Below are 19,278 nucleotides of genomic sequence, written 5' to 3' on the forward strand. Positions count from 1 at the left end.
CCGTCAGGTGTCCTTCTGGCGGAGGGTGTCGAGGTAGGCGTTGTAGGCGTCCAGTTCGGGGTCGCCGTGGGTGTCGGCGTACCGGGCGTCGGCGGCGTCGCGGGCAGTGTCGTGGCGGAACCACCTGTGCATGACGAACATCAGCATCAGCAGGGTGGGCGCCTCACCGTAGGACCAGGCCAGGCCTCCGGCGAGCCACTGATTCTCGATCGGGTCGATTCCGAGAGCCAGCGTGGGTGCGGCGAAGTGGTCGACCAGCAGGGTGGTGGCCATCATCAGGAACACGCCGAAGAACGCGTGTAGCGCGGCTTCGGCGAACACGTCCAGGGCGCGGCCGCCGTGGCTGAGGCGGACCGGCAGCGGGTCGGCGGAAAGCACCGGGATGGTGAACAGGATCCCCGCCACCAGGAACGCGACCTCGAGGGTGATGTGCCCTCCGGGGGCGGCGAGGATGAGGTCGGCGAGGTCGGCGAGGTAGAGCCCGTAGAACGCGAACAGGTACAGCGGCAGCGCGACCCAGGGACTCAACGCCCACCGCGCGGCCCGGCTTCGCAGGCCGGCGTGGGCGGCGCGGAGGACGAGCCGCCCGACGCCGTGGTGGGGGGTGGCGCGCAGCAGCAGGGTGCCGGGGGAACCGAGTACGAGCAGCGGCGGGATCGCCATCATCAGGGAAAGTTGCTGGAACATGAACACCGACAGCAGCGCATACCCGTACGCTTCGACGCCGAGCCCGGTGACCGCCGCCAGGAGGAGGCAGCCCAACAGGAAGCTGACGGTGCGCCATACCGGCCAGCGGCGCCCCCGCGTCCACAGCCGGATCGCGCCGGTCAGATACCCGGCGGCCAGGAGCGCGGCCAGGGTGGGCAGGACCGGGAACGGCAGCGGCACGGGGGTGAGGAACCCGAGCAAGGTCGGCGGGGTGTCAGGGATCCACTCGTTCACCGCCGCTCCCCCTCCGCAGTCTCGGCCGTGTAGGCGGTCGCGTGCTGCGCGGCGAAGTCGGCGACGGCTCGGGCGAGGGCGGGATCCTCACCGCGGGCAAGTCCGGCGTACTCGACCTGCACACCCTCCGTGCTGGGCCGGGCTTTGACCCAGAACCGGCGGCGCGGGACGAAGAGGCCGGCGAACAGCCCGAGGGTGGCGAGGATCGAGAACGCGAGCACCCAGCCGCTGCTGGGGTCGCGCTGGATCTGCAGCGACGCGAACCGCTTCACCGGATCGGTGTCGCCTGCGATCTCCCACGTGACCGTTCCCCACCCGTTGGGCAGGTCCACCGTGTCGCCGAGGGTCAGTTCCAGGGAGTCGAGGCCGGTGTCGCCGCCGGTGTGCTGGGTGAGCCCGTTGACATCGAGCGTGTACACCGACCGGGGTGTGCCGTCGTCGATGCCGAGATCCCCGCTGAACACGTTGAAGGTGATGACTGGGTTGACCACGTCGGGGTAGACCGACGTGAACGCCCCGGATGGCAACACACCCTGGGTGGGGTAGAAAAACCCGACCAGGCCGAGCTGCTCGGGCAGCCCGTCCGGGATCTTGACGATCCCTAGCGAGGTCATGTTGGAGTCCTGCGGCAGGAACGGCTGCGACTCGCTGAACACCACCTCCCCCGCCGCGTCGCGGACGGTGAGGGTGGGTGCGTACCCGTTGCCGAGCAGATAGATGCGGTCGCCTTGGACGGTGATCGGATAGTTCACCACCACGCTCTGCGCCTGGTCGTCTTGTCCGGGCTGGCGGATGGTGACGTCGGCGGCGAAGTCACCGGCCTGCCCTGCGCCGGGGGTGCCGGGCAGCCGGTAGGAGACCTGGAAGTCGTCGAGCGTGAGCGAGTAGGGAGCAAGGCCGGTGCCGTCGATGAACCGGCCGGGGTTGAACGAGGAGTAGTCGCTGAGCGCGTTGACGAACGTGGTGCCCTCCACCACGACCCGCTGCCCGGTGTATGCGAACGACCCGCCGATCGCGACGGAGACGAGCACGCCGACCAGGGCGACGTGGAAGAGCAGGTTGCCGGTCTCGCGCAGGTAGCCGCGCTCGGCCGACACCGACACCCACCCGCGGCCGTCGTACCGCTGTACCCGGTAGCCGGCGCGGCGCAGCTGCCGCTCGGCCACCCCGATCGCGTGTTCAACAGGATCGGGAGATCCGTCGGCGGGAAGGTTCGCTTCCTGGAATTCCGAGAGCCGGGACAGGCGGGCGGGGGTCCGTGGAGGCTGGGAGCGGAGCGCTTTGTAGTGGTGGCGGGCGCGAGGGATGACGCAGCCGATGAGGGAGGTGAACAGCAGCAGGTAGATCGCGGAGAACCACGGCGACAGGTACACGTCGAACAGGCCGACCGCGTCCGCGAGGGGGAAGACGTCTGGGTTGTTGCGTTCCCACTGGATGACGCCGTTGGGGTCGGCGCTGCGCTGCGGGAATAGGGAGCCGGGGACGGCGGCGATCGCGAGGAGGAGCAGCAGCACCAGGGCGGTGCGCATGCTGGTCAGCTGCCGCCACGCCCACCGCAGCCACCCGGTCACACTGAGCGCGGGCTGGGTGATCTCGGGGGCGTCAGAGTCGGCGTGGTCGCCCGGCCGCAGCGGGTCGAGCGAGTTCTCGGTGGTGGTGTCAGAGCGGGAGGGGGACATTGATCACCACCTGTTGCAGGGCGGACATCAGCGCCGTCCATAGCCCGGTCACCATGAGGAGTCCGAGGAGGACGAGCAGGCTGCCGCCGATGATGTTCAGGGCGCGGATGTGGCGGCGGAGGAACCCGACCGAGCGGGATGCCCACCCCCAGCCGAGGGCGAGCAGCAGGAACGGGATGCCGAGGCCGAGCGAGTACGCCAGGCCGAGCAGCCCGGCGCGGGCGGGGTCGCCGAGGTTCCACGACATCGACAGGATCGCCGCGAGCGTGGGGCCGATGCAGGGGGTCCAGCCGACGCCGAGCGCGAACCCGAGCAGGGGCGCGCCGATCAGGCCGGCGCGGCCCTGGATGCGGGGGCGGAGGGTGCGCTGGGCGATGCCGAAGAACCCGATGAATACCAGCCCGAGCAGGATGATCACGACCCCGAAGATGCGGGTGAGGGTGTTCGCGTATTGCAGCAGCAGGATCCCGAACGTGCCGCCGAGGATCGTGACGGTGACGAACACGACCGTGAACCCGGCGATGAACAACGCCACCCCCACCAGCAGCCGCCTCCGTTCCCCCGCGGCGGTGCTCGCTCCGGCCGTCGACGTCGACGTGGAGCTGTGGGCGTCGGTGGCGCCGCCGAGGTAGCCGAGGTATCCGGGCACCAGCGGCAGCACGCACGGGGAGACGAAGGAGACCAGCCCGGCGAGCACGGCGAGCGGGAGCGCCACCCACAGGGCACCGTCCACGACCACCGCGCCCGGGTTCACGAGGACTCGACCAGGGTGTCGTCGACGAGGGTGGACAGGATGGATGCGCTGGCCAGCTGTCCGATGACCCGGGCGGCGACCCTCCCGTCGCGGTCCAGGACGAGGGTGGTGGGGGTGGCCTGGATGGGGGTGACCTGCGCGAAGGCGAGCTTGACTTGCCCGTCGTTGACGTCGATCACGCTCGGGTAGGTGACGTTGTTGTCCTGAGCGAACGACAGGGCGGTGGCGGGCTGGTCGTAGGTGTTCACGCCCAGGAACGCGACGCCCTGGTCCTGGTACTCCTGCCACACCTGTTCGAGCAGGGGTGCCTCGACGATGCATGGTCCGCAGGCGGCGTACCAGAAGTTCACCACCAGCACCCCGCCCCGGTAGTCGTCGCTGGACACCGTCTCGCCGGTCTCGGTGACGCCCTCGAACACCACCGGGTCGCCTCGGTCGGCGGCCGGGATCTCCACGACCTGGAAGTCACCGGCAATGTAGCCCTTCTCGTTCCCGTCGCGGTACTGCTGAGCCAGGCTGTCGCTACTGGTGCAGCCGGTGAGGGCGACGGCGACGAGGGCCAGCGCGGCGATGAACGGGGTGGAGCGTCTCATGCGCGTCTGACCTTGATCATCGCCCCGGCGACCAGGAACACGATCGCGGCGACCGGCTGCGCAGCCATCCAACCCGACCCCGCAAACGGGAACGGGAACACCGGGTTCCACAGCACCGCGATCACCGCGAACACCGGCGCCCACCACCACTGCCGCGCCTGGATTCCGAACCAGCCGACGATGACGGCCAGAATCGACGCGACGAACAGCGGCACCAGGTACCAGTCCCCGCCCTGCAGCACTGGCGCAAGGAACAGCACGGCCGCGGCGAGGAGGCTCGGGGCGAGCGCGTTGCGCTGGTACGTCGACGGGGCACGCTTGTTCGCCATCACAGCCCGCCTACCGATGAGTTCGAGCTCAGCTGCGCGCTAGCGGCGCCGCCGGTCGCGGCCCGGCGGCGGATCCAGAGCACGATCGCCAGGATCAACACGCCGATTCCGAGGGCGACGTCGGCGAGGTTGCCGATGAACCAGTTTCCGTAGGCGAGGAAGTCGGTCACGTATCCGCGGCCGAAGCCCGGCGGGGCGAACAGCCGGTCGATCACGTTCCCCAGGGCGCCGCCCAAGATGAACCCAATGCCGGCCGACCACCACACGGAGCGGGCTCGCAGCGCGGCGATGAACAGCACCACGATCGCGGCCACGCCGAGCAGAGTGAGCAGCCATGTGAAGCCGGACCCGAGGCCGAGGATTGCACCGGGGTTGAAGGCCAGCTGCAGGCCGAACACCTCGCCCAGCAGCGGGATACGTTCTGTCTCGCTCAGCCCGGACAGTGCCGCCGCCTTGCTGGCCTGGTCGATCAGCACCACCCCTCCCGCGACCACACAGGCGATCGCGAACAGGCGTGCCCGGGCGGGTTTCGTCGGAAGTGCCGTGTCAGAAGTCGAAGAGCTCACCGAGGAATCCCTCCCGCTTGCGGCGGCCCGAGCGGCCATGCTGATCCCTGTCCCGACGGTGATCGTCCCGGTCCCGACTGTGGGTGTAGTCGCGGGTGTCGTATCCGCTGGTGCGCGGATCACCGGAGGCGCGGTCGATGATCTTGTCGAGCTCGCCACGGTCCAGCCAGACGCCGCGACACCGCGGGCAGTAGTCGATCTCCACGCCGGATCGCTCGGAGATGAGCAGGTCCGTGGCGTCGACGGGGCACTTCATGATGGTCTCCTTCGGGTGTGACGGCTCGGGCCGACCGGGTGGAGTTCACGTATCGGTGGCACGGTTCTGCGCCTGTCCGGACGCCTCCGGCGTCTCCCTGCCGGAGGCCGCAGCGGCTGCGACTCGGTCACGGCGGCGACGTTCCCGCGCCACCATCAGGACGACCACCAGCGCGCCGCCGACGATGACAACGCCGCTGACCACGGCCAGGATCGGCAGGAACGCCCCACCCCCGGAGGGGCCGCTGTGCACGTCCGAGCCCGCGGCCTCGGTGGCGGTGGCGGTGGCGGTCGGAGACGGTTCGGGGGTCTGCTCCGACGTCTCTCCGGGGGTGGGGCTGCTGGTGGGTGTCGTGACGGCTTCGACCGTGTACGTGTACTGGTCGCTGATCGGGTGCCCGTCACTGGAAACCACTCGCCAGAGCACGGTGAACACGCCCGCGCTCTGGCTCGCCGCCAGCGTCTGCGTCACGGTGGTCCCGTCCACGGCTGGCTCCCCTTCGGCGACGTTCTGCCCGTCCGGGGAGGTCACCTCGATCACCACGGCGCTGGTCGCGGTGAGCAGCTCTCCGCTGAACGTGAGGGAGATCTCCGCCGGGGACACGTCGACCGTGGAGCCGGCCTCGGGGGTTGATGAGATCAGGTTGTCGTGCGCGGCGGCGGGTGCGGTGCTAGCCAGCAGTAATCCGCCGGCCAGCAGCAGCACCGTCAGTCCGCCGAGAAGGGTTGACGCGGTTCTGCGTGTCGGGTGGGGGTGTGTGATGTTCATGGATGGTGCTCTTTCAGGGGCGGTTGATGATGTGGTGAGCGATCGCGGTGGCGTCGCGCCACACGCCGGCGATGGTGTCGGAGCCGCGGCCGCCGTACTGCGGCATCCCCGCGACGAACAATCCCGGTACCCCGGTCATCGTGCGCCGCGCCCGGTCCTCCCGTGCCTCGTCGGGGAGCCAATCGTCGCCGGGCAGGTAGCCGGTCGCGAGAATCACCGAGGCCGGTTGGGCCTGGCTGCCATCGGCGAAGCTCACCGTCGTTCCGTCCGCGGCGGTGGCCGCGGGGCGGAGGGTGACCCCGGCGCGGCGCAGCTGCTCGTAGCTGTCGCCGAACAACGGTTCGGGGCGCCGCTTCCGGGACAACCATGACGCACCCTCCCCCGCACCCGTCGCGTAGCCGGCTGCGGGGCGATGCCGGCGAGGTGTTCGGGTCGCGAGCGTTACCGTGTGCGAGGCGGACAGCTCTCGGGCCAGCTGCACGCCGCTGTTGCCGCCGCCGACGATCAGTACATCCCCGGTGGGGATCTGCCGGGGGTACAGGTAGTCGCTGCTGTGTAGCACGACACCGGGCACGGTCAGCGCGGGTGCCCACTCCGGGATCCGCGGATGGGCGGCGGCGCCGGTCGCGCACACCACGTTGCGGGTCTGCACCTCCCCCGCCGTCGTCGACAACAGCAGTGTGGAGCCGTTGCCGCGGTGCTCCACTCCTATCGCGCGGATGCCCCAGACCGTCTCGACACGCAGCCCTGCCTCGACGAAGGTGAGGTAGTCGACCATCTCGTCGACCCGGGGATGCCGGCGCTGGTCACCGGGGAGGCGGCGCACCGGGAGGCTGCTGTGCCGGGCATCGCTGAGTAGCGTCATCGAATGCCACCGGGACGCCCACGGACGCTGACCTTTCGGAGCGGCGTCGATCACCACGAACTCCTGTTGCGGCCGCAACCCTTCCGCGCTCAGCGCGGCTGCCACGGCGAGACCGGCTTGCCCGGCGCCGACGATGATCGCCCGTCGGTGCGACAACCCCGCCCGCATCAGGATTCACCGTTCACCGCGGCCTGGATCGCGGTCTCAAGGTCATCCCACTCCTGCAGCTCCTGCAGCTCGCCGTCCACGAAGAACGTCGGCGTGCTGCCCACGCCGAGTGCTCGGCCCTCGTTGAAGTCCAGCTCCACCCGCTCCGCCGTGGCCGGGTCCGCGACCGCGGCGTCATAGGCAGCCATATCCAGCCCGAGCTCCTCCGCGAAGCCGCGGAACAGATCAGCACGGGACTCCTGCGCCTCGCCCCACTCCGCCTGCGTCTCGAACAGCCGGTGATACATGTCCTCGAACCGGTCCTGCCCTGCAGCGGCCTCCGCGGCGATCGCCGCGTTCTTCGAGTTGAAGTGCCCCGGTAGCGGGAAGTACCGGACCACATACGTGATCTCCCCCGCGAACTGCTCCCGCAGGTCTTCAACGATCGGGTAGAACGCGCCACACGCCTCGCACTCGAAGTCGAGGAACTCCACCACCGTCACCGCCTCCGGGCCGCCGTCGTCGAGAACGTGCGAGTTCTCCCGCACAACCGACGCGGCCCCCGGACTGGCTCCCCCCTCGGGCGGTGGGACTGGACTCCGGTTGACCAGGGCATAGACGACTGCGGCCAGCACCAGCACAACGGCGACCGCGACGGCGATCAACGTCGCCTTCACAGGGGTTTTCATCGGGTACTCCAAACACTTCACACGGCACAGGACAGAACCCGGGCACAGCCCAGGGTGAACACCGCCCAACAGGCGGCGTGCCGGATATCAGGTTCGGGAAAGACCCAACTGCGGAAGAGACAAAACACTCACCCGCGGACGCGCGAACGGTGCAGGAAGCAACAACGAATGGCGCGGCTGCCGCTCAGGTGTCGACGGAGGACGACGTTGCCGCAGCAGTCGGGTGAGTACGAAGAAGACTAGGCCACACAGCACACCCAGCACACACAGCGCGACGCTCGCCAAAGTATCCGATTGGAACGCTCCCTCGGCGACTGTCTGGGGCTCAGAGTCGGACGCGACAGAATCGACGTGCGGGTCGATCAGGGCGCTGACCACCAGCGGAACCGGGGCGGAACCTTCGCCCTCGACGTGACCAGCGACGGAGATCCCGAGCATCAGCAACAACGCCAAACCGATGCTGGTAATGAGCCGCATTATCAACAGACGCTCATTCAGCACCACGGAACGCGGAGTCCGGGCCAAAGAGACCATCCCCCGCATTATACCGTGAAGCCACGTTCAGCAGCTCAACTCGCCCCCGGAGGAAGGCCTGAGTGCGTTCAATACGGGACGTGCGCGGTAAGCCAAGTGATCACCGCGCTCTGCCATCGGTCGGGGTCGGAGTTCCACGACAGCGTGTGTCCTGCTTCGAAGACCTCCAGTGAGACAAGGCCAGGCCGAGCATCTCGGAGTGCTCGTGAGAGCCGTATCGGTACGGAGTCGTCGTGGGTGCCGTGAAGGATGAGCGTGGGCGCGGTGAGTTCCTCGGCACGAACCGTCCAATCGAAGGATCGGAGCGGGATGCGCTCGGGCAGGCCGACCATGCGGGTCAGCGGGCGGAGCGTCAGCCACGGGATCGCGAGGCTGCCCGCGGCTGCGGGGAGTCCGCTGCGTGTGCAGTTCGCTTTGATGACTTCGGTCCAGTCGAGCACGGGTGAGTCGAGCACGAGACCTGCGATGCTGCGTCGATATAACGGGTGGTGAGCGAGCTGGAGCGCGATGGCCGCACCCATCGACCACCCGAACAGCACGATCTGCCGGGCTCCGTGCCGCATCGCGTACTCGATAGCGGCTGCGGCGTCCTCGGCCTCGGTGTAGCCGAGTGTTGAGCGACCGTTGCCGACTCCCGGACCTTCACCGTCGGCTCGGTAGCTGATAACGAGCGAGGTGTAGCCGCGCTCGGTGGCGGCGAGCACGCCGCGAAGTGTTCCGGCTCGGACGCTGCCGAGGCCATGTAGGTGGATCGCCCACGTCGACTTGGCACCGTCGCCGTCGATGCGCCAGGCGGGGGCAGCCCCCGCAGGGGTGTCGATGGTGACGTCGTGCGCGTGAAGGCTGGCGTCGTTCGGGGTCGCGTAGTAGATGCCGCTCCAGGAGACATGATCGCCAGCCCTGAGAGTGAGCCCCGATGCCGTGCTCGTCACCCGTCGCGCGATCTGAGTCGGTCCACGGTCGAGCACGTCTTCAGAGAGTTGCGCCCAGCCTCCGTTCTCGAACCAGATGTTGTACGCGCCTTCGGCTGCGGTCAGGCAAGTTCGGTCGAGCACGATGAGAGGGCGGTCGCCGTCGCGCTCAACCTCGCGGACGGTCAGGTCGTATCGCCGCGTGCTGGGGGCTGTCAACCGCCGCGCGATCGCCCATCCGACACCCAATGCACCTGCTGCGACGAGCCCGGCACCTAGCGCGACCCGGCGCATCACGAACTGCCGCCCTGGTCGACCCGGCCTCCTGGCGAAGCGGTGGTCCGTGTCGCTCTCGTGTCGAGTCCGAGGAGGTGACTCTCGGCGCGATTCAGCAGGGCGCGCTCGGCTGCGCTGATGTCGAAGGTGACGCGCGGGTCGATCATCGCGTCGCGGATCTCAACGATCTCTCGGTGTAGACGGCTCTCCAGGTCATCCGCGCTCGCAGCGAGCGGGTCTGCTTGGCTCAGCCCAGGCCGCACGAGGGACGCCCGCTTCCAGAGAGGCTCCAACTGTGTCGCGAGGCCGACGGTGCGCTTCCGGCGCATGTCGTGCTGTGCGCGGCGGACGGCCGGCTGCGCGGCGAAGCCCGCGCACAGGAAGAGGAACGCGAGTAGAGAGAGCGGTTCGTAGGCGTGTTGGACGGCGCGCATGAGATCGAGATGTCCTGTGACGTGTGCGACATCCATGATGAGCACGGCCAGGCACAGTGCGCCGCCGAACGCCGATCCCAGGCTCAGCAGAGCCGCGGGGAGACGCTGGATGCCGGAGCTGCGCAGATATTGCCGCGCGGCGAGGATCATCATCGTCGTGATTACGAGGAAGAAGTAGCTGAAGTTGATGATCGAGTAGGCCGCTGCTGCGGGTTGCGCGCCGAGGTCGATCATGAACCGAGTCGTGGTTGTGCCTCGGTCGATGAACACGAACGTCGTGGTGATCGCAAGAAGCGAGGTGAGGAGTACCGGGATGCCCACGGCGACCCGCACGAGCCTGGGGCGGTACTCGTCGGCCTTCATGACGCCTCGACCGAGAAAGAAGATCCCGGTCATCAGCAGCCCATCCGAAACGAGGGTCGTGACGTTCATGCCGCCAAGAAGCGGATCGGTGGCGAGGTAGATGGCGTCGACGTTCAGGGTCATCGCGACGGCAATCGTGAAGGAGGCGTAGGTGATGCTTCGATCCGCCCGTTTGCGGCGGAAGATGAGCAGGCTCGCCACGAGCGCCCACATGAGCGTCGCCACGAGCGCCTGGATCACCCGAAAATCTCCGAATAGCGGGACTCGGCGAACACCGATCCTCGGATGCCCGCGGCCAGCCGATCTGCGAGCGACTCGGCGGCGATCTCCGTCTCACTGTCAATGTCCTGTCGCTTGAGCAGGCGTCCGCGCGTGTGAGGAGGGATGTTGGGCAGCAAGACGTCCCCGGCTGTGCAATCGTCGCCCTCCGTGTGACCGAGGATCATGTGGGCTAGCTCGTGAAGGACGAACTGCTGGCGGTGCAGTGCAGAGTCGCTGCGTGCGTGGAGCACGAAGTCCTCGGTGTCGGTGACCAGCCAGAGCGCACAGATGCCGTCGCGGGTGTCGAGGTCGGCGAGTTCGACGACGCGCAGCCTACGATGGCGCCGTTCCTGTATGGCCTGGAGAAGGTGCGCAAGCGTGAATCTGCTGCCGAGCCGCAGATCGGAGACGGCGGCCGTTACGGTCTCTTCGGTGTTCACGTTTACCCCCTCTCGGCCGAGCAGCTACTGGTCTCGGCTCCGTGGTGCGCGACACCCGTCAGTGCTCGGGTGTTCGCATCATTTCCTCATCCAAGAACTTGCTGATGGCTTGGAGCGCCTTCGGCGAGATGTCGCCGAGCGTGCGAGCAGCGTAGGACTTCACCTTCGCTGCACGCATCGAACGCACGAGGTCGAGTTGGGCGGAGACCTTCTCCGGGATAGCCACGCCGCTCTCCCCGGCAAGAAAGGCAGCATCAACGCCGAAGAAGTCCGCGAGTCCCTCGAAGATTGCGGTGTCTTGAACGTATCGATGGCCGTTGACCATGTACGTCCATCGTGATCGAGACAGGCTGATGCCACGTTGTCTCAGATGCTCCGCGATCTGCGAGTAGGTCGGTTCGGAACCGGACTCGGCGACAGCGACATCCATCAGAAGTCGCAGGCGTTTGGCGAGGTCGTGAGCCGCAGCCTGACTTTCGTCTTCAGTCATCGTCGCTGACCCCCTTCCCTTCGGGAGGGCCAAGGCATCGACGTAGCCCAGGCCCAAGGGTAGTTGTGCATGCTCAATCTACCCGTTGAGCATGCGCAAATCAACCGTTGCGCATGCTCAACGTGCGGTGTTAGAACGGAATCGCGGGAGAGTTTGAGCATGCTCAACACGGCTTCCCGGTGAGCGGGAGGGGACGATTCCATGAGCACGGCGCGACCCCGGAGCCTGACTGCGTTGCCCGTCGGACGGCGACCGTCTCTTGGGAACCCCGGCGCACCTGATCGACAAGAGCCCCACGGCTCACGACCAGGTCAGAGGAGGTGCCGAGATGACGATGCCGGAAGTCTCGCGTGGAGAGCGCCAGCCGATGGATGCCGCCGCCCTGCTCGCCTCGCTCACCGGCCTGTCGCCGAGCGCCGCAGCGTGTCGCTACGCCGAGGCAGGCATCCCGGTCTTTCCCTGCGTCACAGGAGGCAAGCGCCCGCTGACCCAGCGGGGATTCCACGAGGCGAGCACCGAACCGCGCCAGGTCGCTCGCTGGTGGGCGCGGTGGCCGCGCGCCAACATCGGGATGCCGACGGGCCAGATCTCCGGGCTGGAGGTCGTGGATGTCGACGTGCACGGGGCGATCCGCGGCTTCGCAGCGTTCGAGCTGGCCCGGCGCGAGGGGCTGACGGATCGCTGGGCCGCGTTCATCCGCACGCCCTCGGGTGGAGTCCATGCCTACTACCCGGCCGATCCCGAGCTGATGCAGCCGTCCTGGCAGGTGGCGCGTGCTGGCATCGACTTCCGGGGATCGGGCGGCTACGTCATCGTGCCGCCCTCGATCATCGCCACCGATGCGGGGCCGAGTGCGTATGCCCTCATCGGCTCCGGGCGAGGCGATGCGGTTCCCGTCGATGCCCGCGCGCTGCGGCAGTTCCTCGATCCGCGACCGGCGCGCCCGATGCCCGTCATGCCTGTCGAGCGAACGGACGGCGTTGACGTGGAGCGGATCGCCCGCTGGGTCGAGATGCGCGGCGAGGGCGAGCGCAACCGCGGCCTGTTCTGGGCCTCGTGTCGACTCATCGAGGCGGGCATCCCGCCCGACCGCGTGCGTGCCGCGCTGGGGCCGGCTGCCGAGCGCGCAGGCTTGCCCGCGCCGGAGATCGAGACGACGATCCGCTCGGCGCACCGCGTAGCGAGGGGCGCACCGTCCGCGCCCGCCGCCAGTTCCGTGCCCAGCCATGCAGCTCAGCCTTCATCGGGTCAGGTGCTCTCGTGATTCCCGGCAGCACGCAACAGCCGCGCGGGCGGATCGCCGTGTGGACGGCGGTAGCTGGGACCGTATTCATCGCCGCGGCCGCCTTCTGGCTGTCGTTCACGGCGCTCGCCGACCTCGCGCGACGCTCCGGCGTCGATGAGAGCCAGGCGTGGGCGTGGCCGCTCATCGTGGACGGCATCATCGTCGTCGCCACGGTGTCCGTCGTCGCGCTCGCGGGGCAGCGTGCCGCCTGGTATCCGTGGCTGCTGCTCATGGCCGGTGCCGCGGTCTCGGTCGCAGCCAACGCGATCCACGCGGTCGTCGCCGCTGACGCCGACGTTCCTTCTGCGCTCGCGGGATCGGTCGCCGCAGTTCCGCCGCTCGTGCTACTGGCGATCACGCACCTGACGGTGGTGCTCACTCGACGGTTCCGTGGAGAGCCGCCGACGCAGACGGCCGAGTTGGTGTCGAGCGCGGTCGAGTACCTGTCGCCGGAAGCGCCTGCGCACCTTGCTCCTAGAGAACTCGCTCTGCGGATGAAGGAGGACGGCATGACGAACACCGCCATCGCTCGTGCGACCGGGGTGCATCCGTCCACGGTCGGCCGTTGGCTGGCGACGCCCGCGCGCGCCTCTGCATCGGAAGGAGGGGCGCTGTGAACGATGAGCTGCCGGAAGACGAGCACGCCCGTCGGCTTGCCGATGTCCTCCACACGCTGAAGCCGACTCCGAGCGAGGCTGCTGAGATCTCGGAACTGGCGCGCCACACCGACCCGTGGCTCGCCGCACAGACGTGGCGCGACGGCCACCCACTCCTGAAGCGCCTGAGCGCAGAGCACGACCGCAGCCAGGTGGTGTGGGTGCGCCCGACCGAGTTGCTCCCGTCCGCCTCGGCCCGCATGATCGGACGCGGCATCGACCTGCGCACCGAGCTGGCACGCCGCGTCGAGGAGCGTCGGCAGACCTCGCCGCAGGCAACTCCGGTGACCCGGCCAGGCATCCGGGCGCGTGCCCAGGGCATCGCGCCGCTCTCCGCGTTCGGGCAGTCGCCCGCGCACCAGTCCTCTGTCAGCCGCGACCCGCTCCGCCGCCTGTGAGCGCGCCATGTCTGCCCAGGCCGCTCCCACGTCGTTCCGCACTCCGGAGGGACTGCGCGCGCTCCTGGAGCGTCTGCACGACGATGGGAAAGGCGCGTGGCAGCGCGACGTGGATGTCGCGGCGCTCATGGAGTACACGGCGGGTCGGTACGCGAGCCTCGCGCGAAAGCACGGCCTCGACCCGTGGGAGGCGGCGAGCGCCGCGTTCGACGCGATGCTCACCCCGGCCGTGCGCAACGCGGAAGATCCGTGGGCAGTCGTCACCCGTGCTGTGCAGGTCACACTGATCGCCGAGGAACGAGGCAACGGACTGCTGTGCTCGACGCATCAGGCACGCAGGCCGCAATACAGCGGTTTCCACGACCCGGAGCGGTTCAGCGACCGGGAGAACCCGCTCACCGACTACCACGAAGCGTTGCAGGTCGCGCCCGCGGGTGAGGACGAGAACGAATCGGACGACGAGGCATTTGCCGTCGTCCGTGCAGTCGAGGACGCGATCAAGCTACTGACGCTGCTCGACTGGCCGGAGCAGACGGCGCGCGCGGCCATCGAGCACATCTGCACTCGACTCGGCGAAGCGCCGTCGCGGGCGAGCGCAGCGGAGTCGCTTCGGCGAGACCCACACGCTCGGGCCGTGCTCGATCTGTCGTCGACGAGCTGGAACGCGCTGCTCCGTGCGATCCTCGGCAACCCCGATCCCGATCAGGCCCGCACCGCCGTCGGCCGCGGCGTGCTGTACCGCCTTCTTGTCGGCGAACCCCTGCGCGCGCTGCTCACCGATGACGACCTCGTGCTGCTGCTCGGCCTGAACGCGCCCACTCCGGCGGGGGCGAGGTGAGCGCATGGCGGCGAGCACCGGGCACATCGAGCTGGAGCGCACCATCGACTCCATTGTCGTCGGCAGCCGTCATCGCGTGGAGCTGGGCGACATCGACGCACTCGCAGCATCCATCGAACGTGACGGACTGCTCCAGCCCCCGACCGTGACGCCGGAGGGGGTGCTCGTGTGCGGCGCTCGCCGCATTGCCGCCCTGCGCAAGCTCGGCTACAAGAAGGTCAACGTGTTCGTGCGCTCCGGGATCAGCGACCGGCTCCAGAGGCTCATGGCTGAGCAGGCCGACAACGTGCTGCACAAGCCGTTCACACAGACCGAGGCCGCGGCGCTGTACCGCGAGCTGAAGACGCTCATGGCCGAGGATGCCGCCCGTCGTCAGGCGGCGACGCAGTTCGGTGCGGGCGGGAATATCGCCGGAACGACCGGTGGTGCCGTCACGGCACCACCGCTGATCGGTGCCCCTGGCAAGTCCCGTGCGCAGGCCGCGATCATGGTCACCGGGCGCAAGTCGTACACGAGCCTGGAGCAGATCAACGATCTCCAGCGGATCGCGAACGACCCCCGCCAGCCGGAGGATGTGCGCAGCTTCGCCCGCTCCGAACTCGACGCCATCGACCGGGGCGCGTCGATCACCACGGCGCACGCCCGCACCATCGCCATGCTCGCGATCCCGCAGGATGAGCCCGAGCCGCCCGGCGAGCTGGAGCTGCTCGCTCAAGAGGCGCTGGAGCGCGCGAAGCAAGGACGCAAGCGCGGCCCGACTCCCGCGCCAGCGACAAGCCCCGTGCCGGTTCGCTACCCGGTGCGGGCGTTCACGCTCACCTGGAACGACCTCGATCAGTGGTGGTCGCACTACGACCCCGCCGAGGTCGGCACCGCACTGAGCGACGAACAGTGGGAGCACGTCGAGACGATCCTCGACGCCACCGTCCGCTTCTTCGACGCGGCCCGAGCCGCCCGCGCCGCCCGCCAACGTCTCGCCAAGGAGAGTGCCTGATGCCGCAGACTCGCTTCCCCCGTCGCCTCATGATCCTCCTGATCGTCGGTGCCGCCGTGCTCGCCGTCCTCGTCGGAGTCGGGCTCTACGGGCTGTTGCTCGCGCCTCGCTCCGACCCCTCGCCCGGAAACACCGCGGGCGATCCTCCCGGCGCGTCGACCAGCACGCCGTCGCCGACATCGAGCACGCCGCGCGTCGTCCGTGAGTCCGACGATCCCGAGACGTTCGCGCGCGCCCTCGCCACCGCGCTGTTCGCCTGGGACACCGCGACCGAGTTCGGGCCGACCGATTATGCGCAGGTCATCGTGGATGTGGGCGACCCCTCCGGCAATGAGACTGCCGGGCTCGCCTCTGACGTGCGCACATATCTCCCGACCGCGGACGCCTGGGCGCAGCTCCGCACGATGCAGACCCGCCAATGGCTCGACATCAACGACGTGCTCGTGCCGGACGAGTGGGCGACTGCGCTGGAGCAGGCAGCCGAGGGACAGATCCTTCCGGGCACCGTCGCCTACACGATCACCGGCATTCGACAACGCGAGGGCATCCACGGCACCGAGCCCGTGACCAGCTCCCACGAGGTCGCGTTCACCGTCTTCATCACCTGCGAGCCGACCTTCGATACCTGCCGCGCGCTTCGCATCTCCGAGCTTGACAACCCCCTGCGCTGATCGGCATCCGCATGAAGAAGCTCGTTGCGGTCATCGCCATCCTCGTCGCAGTGCTCCCCATGGGCCTCGTCGGCGTGGGTCTGCTCGTGTCGCCTGCGGCCTTCGCCGCGTGCTTACCTTCAACCTCGCTTGTCGTCGGGCCGATTCCCGAATCGCTCACGTCGACCACCCGCTCGGGCGCGACCGTGACGCTCGAGCGTCAACAGCTCACGCACGCCGCGACGATCATCACGGTCGGCGCGCAGACCGAGGGCGTGGGGCGCATGGGCGTCCTCGTCGCGCTAATGGCCGCGCTCACAGAATCCCTGCTGCGGATGCTCGCCAACCCGAGCGCCGTTCCGGGGTCGGGCGACTACCTGAACGACGGGGCGGGCAGCGACCATGACTCGCTCGGGCTGTTCCAGATGCGCCCGAGCGCGGGCTGGGGCACCGTGGAGGAACTGATGGACGCCGAGTACCAGGCGCGGGCGTTCTACGGCGGGGCGAAGGGACCGAACTACCCATCGCCGCGCGGGCTGCTCGATATCCCCGACTGGCAGAGCCTAGACCCCGGCGAATCGGCGCAAGCGGTGGAGGTCTCTGCGAATCCCGACCGCTATCAGAACTATCAGCCGGTCGCCGAGGCGATCCTGGCGGCGCTCACTCGGCGCGCCGAGGCGACGCCCGGCGGCACGCCACTCGGCGAAGTTCACGAGACGACTTCCCTGGTGTTCCCGCTACCGAACGGGACGTGGGTGAACACGAGCGACTTCGGGTGGCGCGAAGACCCATTCACGGGGGAGCGAGCGTTCACTTCAGGCACCGACTGGGCTGCCGACGACGGCACGCCGATCCTCGCGCTCGCCGATGGCGTGGTCAGCTTCGCCGGGCCGTCGGGCGGTTACGGCAGCCTCATCATCATCGAGCACACCATCGGCGGCGAGCGCATCGCCTCCGCCTACGCGCACATGTGGGATGACGGCGTGCTCGTCAGCGTCGGGGACCGTGTCGTCGCAGGCCAGCACATCGGCAACGTCGGCTCGAATGGGAAGTCCACCGGAGCCCACCTGCACTTCGAGATCCGCCCCGGCGGCGCGAACAGCTCGGCCGTCGACGCGGAACCGTGGCTTGCCGCGCACGGTGTGCAGAACCTCGACGCCGCGAGCACCGCGGCGCTCTGCTCAGCCGAAGGTGCTGCGTGACATGGACGTGTTCCCGGACTTCGGAGCGGTCGGCGGTCAGGCCGAGTTGCGCGCCATCGTCGGCGCGCTGCTGACCATCGCGCTCATCTTCGCCGTACTCATGCTCGTGATCTGCGCCGCAGTGTGGGCGATCTCGTCGGCGAACGGCAACATCTCGTCGGCCGTCCGTGCGCGCACCGGACTCCTCGTCTCCATCGGCGCTGCCGCCCTCGCCGGCCTCGGCGCCACCTGGGTCAACTTCCTGCTTGGTGTCGGCGCGAGCATCTGACGCGCCGGGCGGTGACTCCGGCTCAATGTCGCTGGTCCGCCGTAGCGTTCAGCACATGAAGATCGAGTTCGACTCGCGCGCCTACAAGAAGCTGCTTGCTGAGGTAGCTGAGTCCATTGAGGCCGCGGACAAACAGTTTCGAGAGACCCATGCCGGGCTCCCGGTAGATGTGATCGTCGCCGACTTCGCAACGCATGGACCGAAGGTGGACCTTCCCGAGGCCAAGCTTCAGGAGTACGCGGAAGCCGTCTCAACGGGCGCACCCTTCAGATGGGTCATCAGCTAAAGAGCGCGACGAGCGCGAGCACCTGCGTCGACAGGATGCCGCCAAGGGCGCCGGATGACACGTCCTTCAAGAACCCGCCGAGCGCGACTAGCGCCTGTTTCGTGCGCGTCGGCTCCTGTGCCGACACTCCCTGCCGGGCCTCGTCAACCATCTGCGCGACCTGTTCCGACTCGTCTGCCGTCAACGCCCCGATCGCTTGCGTCACAGCATCGAGCACGGCCGACACCTTGTCACCCCATGCGGGGTCGCTGACCGTGAGCGCCTGGTTCACCTGGGAGCTAGCAATCGAGACGTTCGCCGGGCCTTGGACATGCGTCTCGAAATGCTGCGTCGGCGTCGGATGCACCGGGTCGTGAACCGAGCGTCCCTGCTCGACGGTGTGACGACCCTTCGCGGTCAGCCGCGGACGCAGCGGGGCTGCATACTGCCATGCTTCCGGCCCGTCGATGTACGCCTCCTGCTTGAGCCGCGCGCCCGCCTTCATCAACTCGTCTGCTGTGTACACGACGCCATGAAAGTGCGCGCCGCCGCGCAGGAAGTCATCAGGCGTCGGCCCGCGCCCGTTGACCTCGATCTCGTCATACAGCCAGCGCAAGTAGTCGTCCTGGAGTTGGCGGCGTCGAAGAATCACATCACGCCGCGCCTGATCGAAGCTCTCCGCCGCGGACTTCCCTTCGGGCGTCACGAACACGCCGTTCAGCCCGGCCAGCGAACGGTGCGCCGTGAGCAGACGTTCGCCGTCAAGCAACTCGAGTTCGTTGACGACATCTTCACGGCTCAAGGCAAGCTCGGCTCCGACGGCTTCAGCGATGCGGTCAGTGGCGACAAACTCACGGACTTTTCCGCCTGCCAACTCGATGACGCCCGCGAGCAGGCGCAGACGCCGTGCACGAGTTCCGGTTGGCAGCGCCGCAATGGTGGTCATGTTGCCGAGTGTACGGACGACTACCGACGTTGCAGCGCGACCTATCCGTCGCTCAGTGACTGCCCCATCGCCCACAGACGTGCCGCCGCGCGCAATTCACAGCGCGCCCGCTGACGCTCCCGGCGACGTTCGCGCCGGTTTCCCTCCCCGCCGTGGCACATCTGGCAGGAGCAGACGGCATGGCCGTCCCAGCGATGCTCCCAGTGGCAGTGACCGGGGCCGCGCCAAAGCGCGTCGGGCGCAAAGGGCGACGGCAGATCGCATACGCCGTCGGCGTGGTCGTGGATTTCCGCATGACCGATGTCACCACGGGCGACACGGATACGAAGCGGAACATGGGCGTCGGTACGAGACACTGCGGGGCCTCCGAGGGTGCTCAGTGCCCCGGCCCGCTGCCCCTCGGCGAAGGACGAACCAGGGCTATAGGTTGAGCCCCTCGCGCGGTCGTGTCCTCATGCCGTCATCGTGCCACGACCCGC

At 68.5% G+C, this 19,278-nt stretch carries 25 protein-coding genes; 9 read left to right on the forward strand and 16 right to left on the reverse strand.

Going from position 1 to position 19,278, the window contains the following annotated elements:
* Positions 1-3 precede the first annotated feature (3 nt).
* From ACSGC5_RS03845 to ACSGC5_RS03915, 15 genes are all read right to left on the reverse strand, one after another.
* Positions 4-942, reverse strand: coding sequence for a cytochrome c oxidase assembly protein (locus ACSGC5_RS03845; RefSeq protein ID WP_434969288.1), 939 nt, complete (start codon positions 940-942; stop codon positions 4-6).
* Positions 939-2,621, reverse strand: coding sequence for a cytochrome c biogenesis protein ResB (gene resB / locus ACSGC5_RS03850; protein ID WP_434969289.1), 1,683 nt, complete (start codon positions 2,619-2,621; stop codon positions 939-941). Before resB ends, ACSGC5_RS03845 begins: the two co-directional genes overlap by 4 nt.
* Entirely contained in the window at positions 2,602-3,375 is a 774-nt protein-coding gene (locus ACSGC5_RS03855) for a cytochrome c biogenesis CcdA family protein (protein ID WP_434969290.1), read from the reverse strand. The genes resB and ACSGC5_RS03855 overlap by 20 nt, the downstream gene beginning before the upstream one ends.
* On the reverse strand, positions 3,372-3,968 hold the full coding sequence (locus ACSGC5_RS03860; RefSeq protein WP_434969291.1) for a TlpA family protein disulfide reductase: 597 nt from the start codon (positions 3,966-3,968) through the stop codon (positions 3,372-3,374). The genes ACSGC5_RS03855 and ACSGC5_RS03860 overlap by 4 nt, the downstream gene beginning before the upstream one ends.
* Positions 3,965-4,297 carry a DUF6804 family protein gene (locus tag ACSGC5_RS03865; RefSeq protein WP_434969292.1) on the reverse strand — a complete coding sequence of 111 codons (333 nt, stop codon included), beginning with the start codon at positions 4,295-4,297 and terminating at the stop codon, positions 3,965-3,967. Before ACSGC5_RS03865 ends, ACSGC5_RS03860 begins: the two co-directional genes overlap by 4 nt.
* Positions 4,297-4,863, reverse strand: coding sequence for a signal peptidase II (locus tag ACSGC5_RS03870; protein ID WP_434969293.1), 567 nt, complete (start codon positions 4,861-4,863; stop codon positions 4,297-4,299). Before ACSGC5_RS03870 ends, ACSGC5_RS03865 begins: the two co-directional genes overlap by 1 nt.
* Complete coding sequence (locus tag ACSGC5_RS03875) at positions 4,844-5,119, reverse strand: zf-TFIIB domain-containing protein (RefSeq protein ID WP_434969294.1); 276 nt, start codon at positions 5,117-5,119, stop codon at positions 4,844-4,846. Before ACSGC5_RS03875 ends, ACSGC5_RS03870 begins: the two co-directional genes overlap by 20 nt.
* A gap of 45 nt (positions 5,120-5,164) precedes the next feature.
* The gene (locus tag ACSGC5_RS03880; RefSeq protein ID WP_434969295.1) at positions 5,165-5,887 is read right to left on the reverse strand and encodes a copper resistance CopC family protein; all 723 of its coding nucleotides are present in this window, start codon (positions 5,885-5,887) and stop codon (positions 5,165-5,167) included.
* Positions 5,888-5,900: 13 nt separating this feature from the next.
* Positions 5,901-6,908 (reverse strand): flavin-containing monooxygenase, encoded by a 1,008-nt coding sequence (locus tag ACSGC5_RS03885; protein ID WP_434969296.1) that lies wholly within the window; start codon positions 6,906-6,908, stop codon positions 5,901-5,903.
* 11 nt (positions 6,909-6,919) lie between these two features.
* Complete coding sequence (locus ACSGC5_RS03890) at positions 6,920-7,588, reverse strand: DsbA family protein (RefSeq protein ID WP_434969297.1); 669 nt, start codon at positions 7,586-7,588, stop codon at positions 6,920-6,922.
* Positions 7,589-7,675: 87 nt separating this feature from the next.
* Entirely contained in the window at positions 7,676-8,122 is a 447-nt protein-coding gene (locus tag ACSGC5_RS03895; RefSeq protein ID WP_434969298.1) for a hypothetical protein, read from the reverse strand.
* Positions 8,123-8,190: 68 nt separating this feature from the next.
* Positions 8,191-9,327 carry an alpha/beta hydrolase gene (locus tag ACSGC5_RS03900; RefSeq protein WP_434969413.1) on the reverse strand — a complete coding sequence of 379 codons (1,137 nt, stop codon included), beginning with the start codon at positions 9,325-9,327 and terminating at the stop codon, positions 8,191-8,193.
* A complete protein-coding gene (locus ACSGC5_RS03905; protein ID WP_434969299.1) occupies positions 9,327-10,346 on the reverse strand; it encodes a DUF6545 domain-containing protein in 1,020 nt (339 codons plus the stop codon). Before ACSGC5_RS03905 ends, ACSGC5_RS03900 begins: the two co-directional genes overlap by 1 nt.
* The gene (locus tag ACSGC5_RS03910; protein ID WP_125131942.1) at positions 10,343-10,807 is read right to left on the reverse strand and encodes a hypothetical protein; all 465 of its coding nucleotides are present in this window, start codon (positions 10,805-10,807) and stop codon (positions 10,343-10,345) included. The genes ACSGC5_RS03905 and ACSGC5_RS03910 overlap by 4 nt, the downstream gene beginning before the upstream one ends.
* Positions 10,808-10,865: 58 nt before the next feature.
* A complete protein-coding gene (locus tag ACSGC5_RS03915; protein WP_434969300.1) occupies positions 10,866-11,297 on the reverse strand; it encodes a hypothetical protein in 432 nt (143 codons plus the stop codon).
* Between the two features lie 328 nt (positions 11,298-11,625).
* On the opposite strand from ACSGC5_RS03915, the gene ACSGC5_RS03920 reads away from it, so the two are divergent.
* The 9 genes from ACSGC5_RS03920 to ACSGC5_RS03960 are packed head-to-tail and all read left to right on the forward strand — an operon-like array spanning position 11,626 to position 17,874.
* Positions 11,626-12,561, forward strand: a complete 936-nt coding sequence (locus ACSGC5_RS03920) for a bifunctional DNA primase/polymerase (RefSeq protein WP_434969301.1) — start codon at positions 11,626-11,628, stop codon at positions 12,559-12,561.
* On the forward strand, positions 12,558-13,199 hold the full coding sequence (locus tag ACSGC5_RS03925) for a DUF2637 domain-containing protein (protein WP_434969302.1): 642 nt from the start codon (positions 12,558-12,560) through the stop codon (positions 13,197-13,199). Before ACSGC5_RS03920 ends, ACSGC5_RS03925 begins: the two co-directional genes overlap by 4 nt.
* Positions 13,196-13,636: a hypothetical protein gene (locus ACSGC5_RS03930; RefSeq protein WP_434969303.1), complete on the forward strand. Its 441-nt coding sequence runs from the start codon at positions 13,196-13,198 to the stop codon at positions 13,634-13,636. Before ACSGC5_RS03925 ends, ACSGC5_RS03930 begins: the two co-directional genes overlap by 4 nt.
* A 7-nt stretch (positions 13,637-13,643) precedes the next feature.
* Positions 13,644-14,474: a hypothetical protein gene (locus tag ACSGC5_RS03935; RefSeq protein ID WP_434969304.1), complete on the forward strand. Its 831-nt coding sequence runs from the start codon at positions 13,644-13,646 to the stop codon at positions 14,472-14,474.
* Positions 14,475-14,478: 4 nt separating this feature from the next.
* Positions 14,479-15,468 carry a ParB N-terminal domain-containing protein gene (locus ACSGC5_RS03940; RefSeq protein WP_434969305.1) on the forward strand — a complete coding sequence of 330 codons (990 nt, stop codon included), beginning with the start codon at positions 14,479-14,481 and terminating at the stop codon, positions 15,466-15,468.
* Positions 15,468-16,139 (forward strand): hypothetical protein, encoded by a 672-nt coding sequence (locus ACSGC5_RS03945; RefSeq protein WP_434969306.1) that lies wholly within the window; start codon positions 15,468-15,470, stop codon positions 16,137-16,139. The genes ACSGC5_RS03940 and ACSGC5_RS03945 overlap by 1 nt, the downstream gene beginning before the upstream one ends.
* An 11-nt stretch (positions 16,140-16,150) precedes the next feature.
* Positions 16,151-17,320 carry a M23 family metallopeptidase gene (locus ACSGC5_RS03950; RefSeq protein WP_434969307.1) on the forward strand — a complete coding sequence of 390 codons (1,170 nt, stop codon included), beginning with the start codon at positions 16,151-16,153 and terminating at the stop codon, positions 17,318-17,320.
* A 1-nt stretch (position 17,321) separates the two neighbouring features.
* Positions 17,322-17,588 (forward strand): DUF6112 family protein, encoded by a 267-nt coding sequence (locus ACSGC5_RS03955; RefSeq protein ID WP_434969308.1) that lies wholly within the window; start codon positions 17,322-17,324, stop codon positions 17,586-17,588.
* A gap of 55 nt (positions 17,589-17,643) precedes the next feature.
* Positions 17,644-17,874 (forward strand): hypothetical protein, encoded by a 231-nt coding sequence (locus ACSGC5_RS03960; RefSeq protein WP_434969309.1) that lies wholly within the window; start codon positions 17,644-17,646, stop codon positions 17,872-17,874.
* Here the strand turns inward: ACSGC5_RS03960 and ACSGC5_RS03965 are convergent.
* Positions 17,867-18,799: a hypothetical protein gene (locus ACSGC5_RS03965; RefSeq protein WP_434969311.1), complete on the reverse strand. Its 933-nt coding sequence runs from the start codon at positions 18,797-18,799 to the stop codon at positions 17,867-17,869. The two genes, ACSGC5_RS03960 and ACSGC5_RS03965, sit on opposite strands and share 8 nt — an antisense overlap.
* Between the last annotated feature and the right edge of the window lie 479 nt (positions 18,800-19,278).

This window comes from Microbacterium sp. bgisy207 (assembly GCF_965345035.1).
Taxonomy (GTDB): domain Bacteria; phylum Actinomycetota; class Actinomycetes; order Actinomycetales; family Microbacteriaceae; genus Microbacterium.

Coding starts and splice junctions, on each gene's coding strand:
- resB (WP_434969289.1), bottom strand. CDS start 2,621: ATGTCCCCCTCCCGCTCTGACACCACCACCGAGAACTCGCTCGACCCG.
- ACSGC5_RS03860 (WP_434969291.1), bottom strand. CDS start 3,968: ATGAGACGCTCCACCCCGTTCATCGCCGCGCTGGCCCTCGTCGCCGTC.
- ACSGC5_RS03865 (WP_434969292.1), bottom strand. CDS start 4,297: ATGGCGAACAAGCGTGCCCCGTCGACGTACCAGCGCAACGCGCTCGCC.
- ACSGC5_RS03875 (WP_434969294.1), bottom strand. CDS start 5,119: ATGAAGTGCCCCGTCGACGCCACGGACCTGCTCATCTCCGAGCGATCC.
- ACSGC5_RS03880 (WP_434969295.1), bottom strand. CDS start 5,887: ATGAACATCACACACCCCCACCCGACACGCAGAACCGCGTCAACCCTT.
- ACSGC5_RS03890 (WP_434969297.1), bottom strand. CDS start 7,588: ATGAAAACCCCTGTGAAGGCGACGTTGATCGCCGTCGCGGTCGCCGTT.
- ACSGC5_RS03895 (WP_434969298.1), bottom strand. CDS start 8,122: ATGGTCTCTTTGGCCCGGACTCCGCGTTCCGTGGTGCTGAATGAGCGT.
- ACSGC5_RS03900 (WP_434969413.1), bottom strand. CDS start 9,327: ATGCGCCGGGTCGCGCTAGGTGCCGGGCTCGTCGCAGCAGGTGCATTG.
- ACSGC5_RS03915 (WP_434969300.1), bottom strand. CDS start 11,297: ATGACTGAAGACGAAAGTCAGGCTGCGGCTCACGACCTCGCCAAACGC.
- ACSGC5_RS03920 (WP_434969301.1), top strand. CDS start 11,626: ATGACGATGCCGGAAGTCTCGCGTGGAGAGCGCCAGCCGATGGATGCC.
- ACSGC5_RS03935 (WP_434969304.1), top strand. CDS start 13,644: ATGTCTGCCCAGGCCGCTCCCACGTCGTTCCGCACTCCGGAGGGACTG.
- ACSGC5_RS03940 (WP_434969305.1), top strand. CDS start 14,479: ATGGCGGCGAGCACCGGGCACATCGAGCTGGAGCGCACCATCGACTCC.
- ACSGC5_RS03945 (WP_434969306.1), top strand. CDS start 15,468: ATGCCGCAGACTCGCTTCCCCCGTCGCCTCATGATCCTCCTGATCGTC.
- ACSGC5_RS03950 (WP_434969307.1), top strand. CDS start 16,151: ATGAAGAAGCTCGTTGCGGTCATCGCCATCCTCGTCGCAGTGCTCCCC.
- ACSGC5_RS03955 (WP_434969308.1), top strand. CDS start 17,322: ATGGACGTGTTCCCGGACTTCGGAGCGGTCGGCGGTCAGGCCGAGTTG.
- ACSGC5_RS03960 (WP_434969309.1), top strand. CDS start 17,644: ATGAAGATCGAGTTCGACTCGCGCGCCTACAAGAAGCTGCTTGCTGAG.
- ACSGC5_RS03965 (WP_434969311.1), bottom strand. CDS start 18,799: ATGACCACCATTGCGGCGCTGCCAACCGGAACTCGTGCACGGCGTCTG.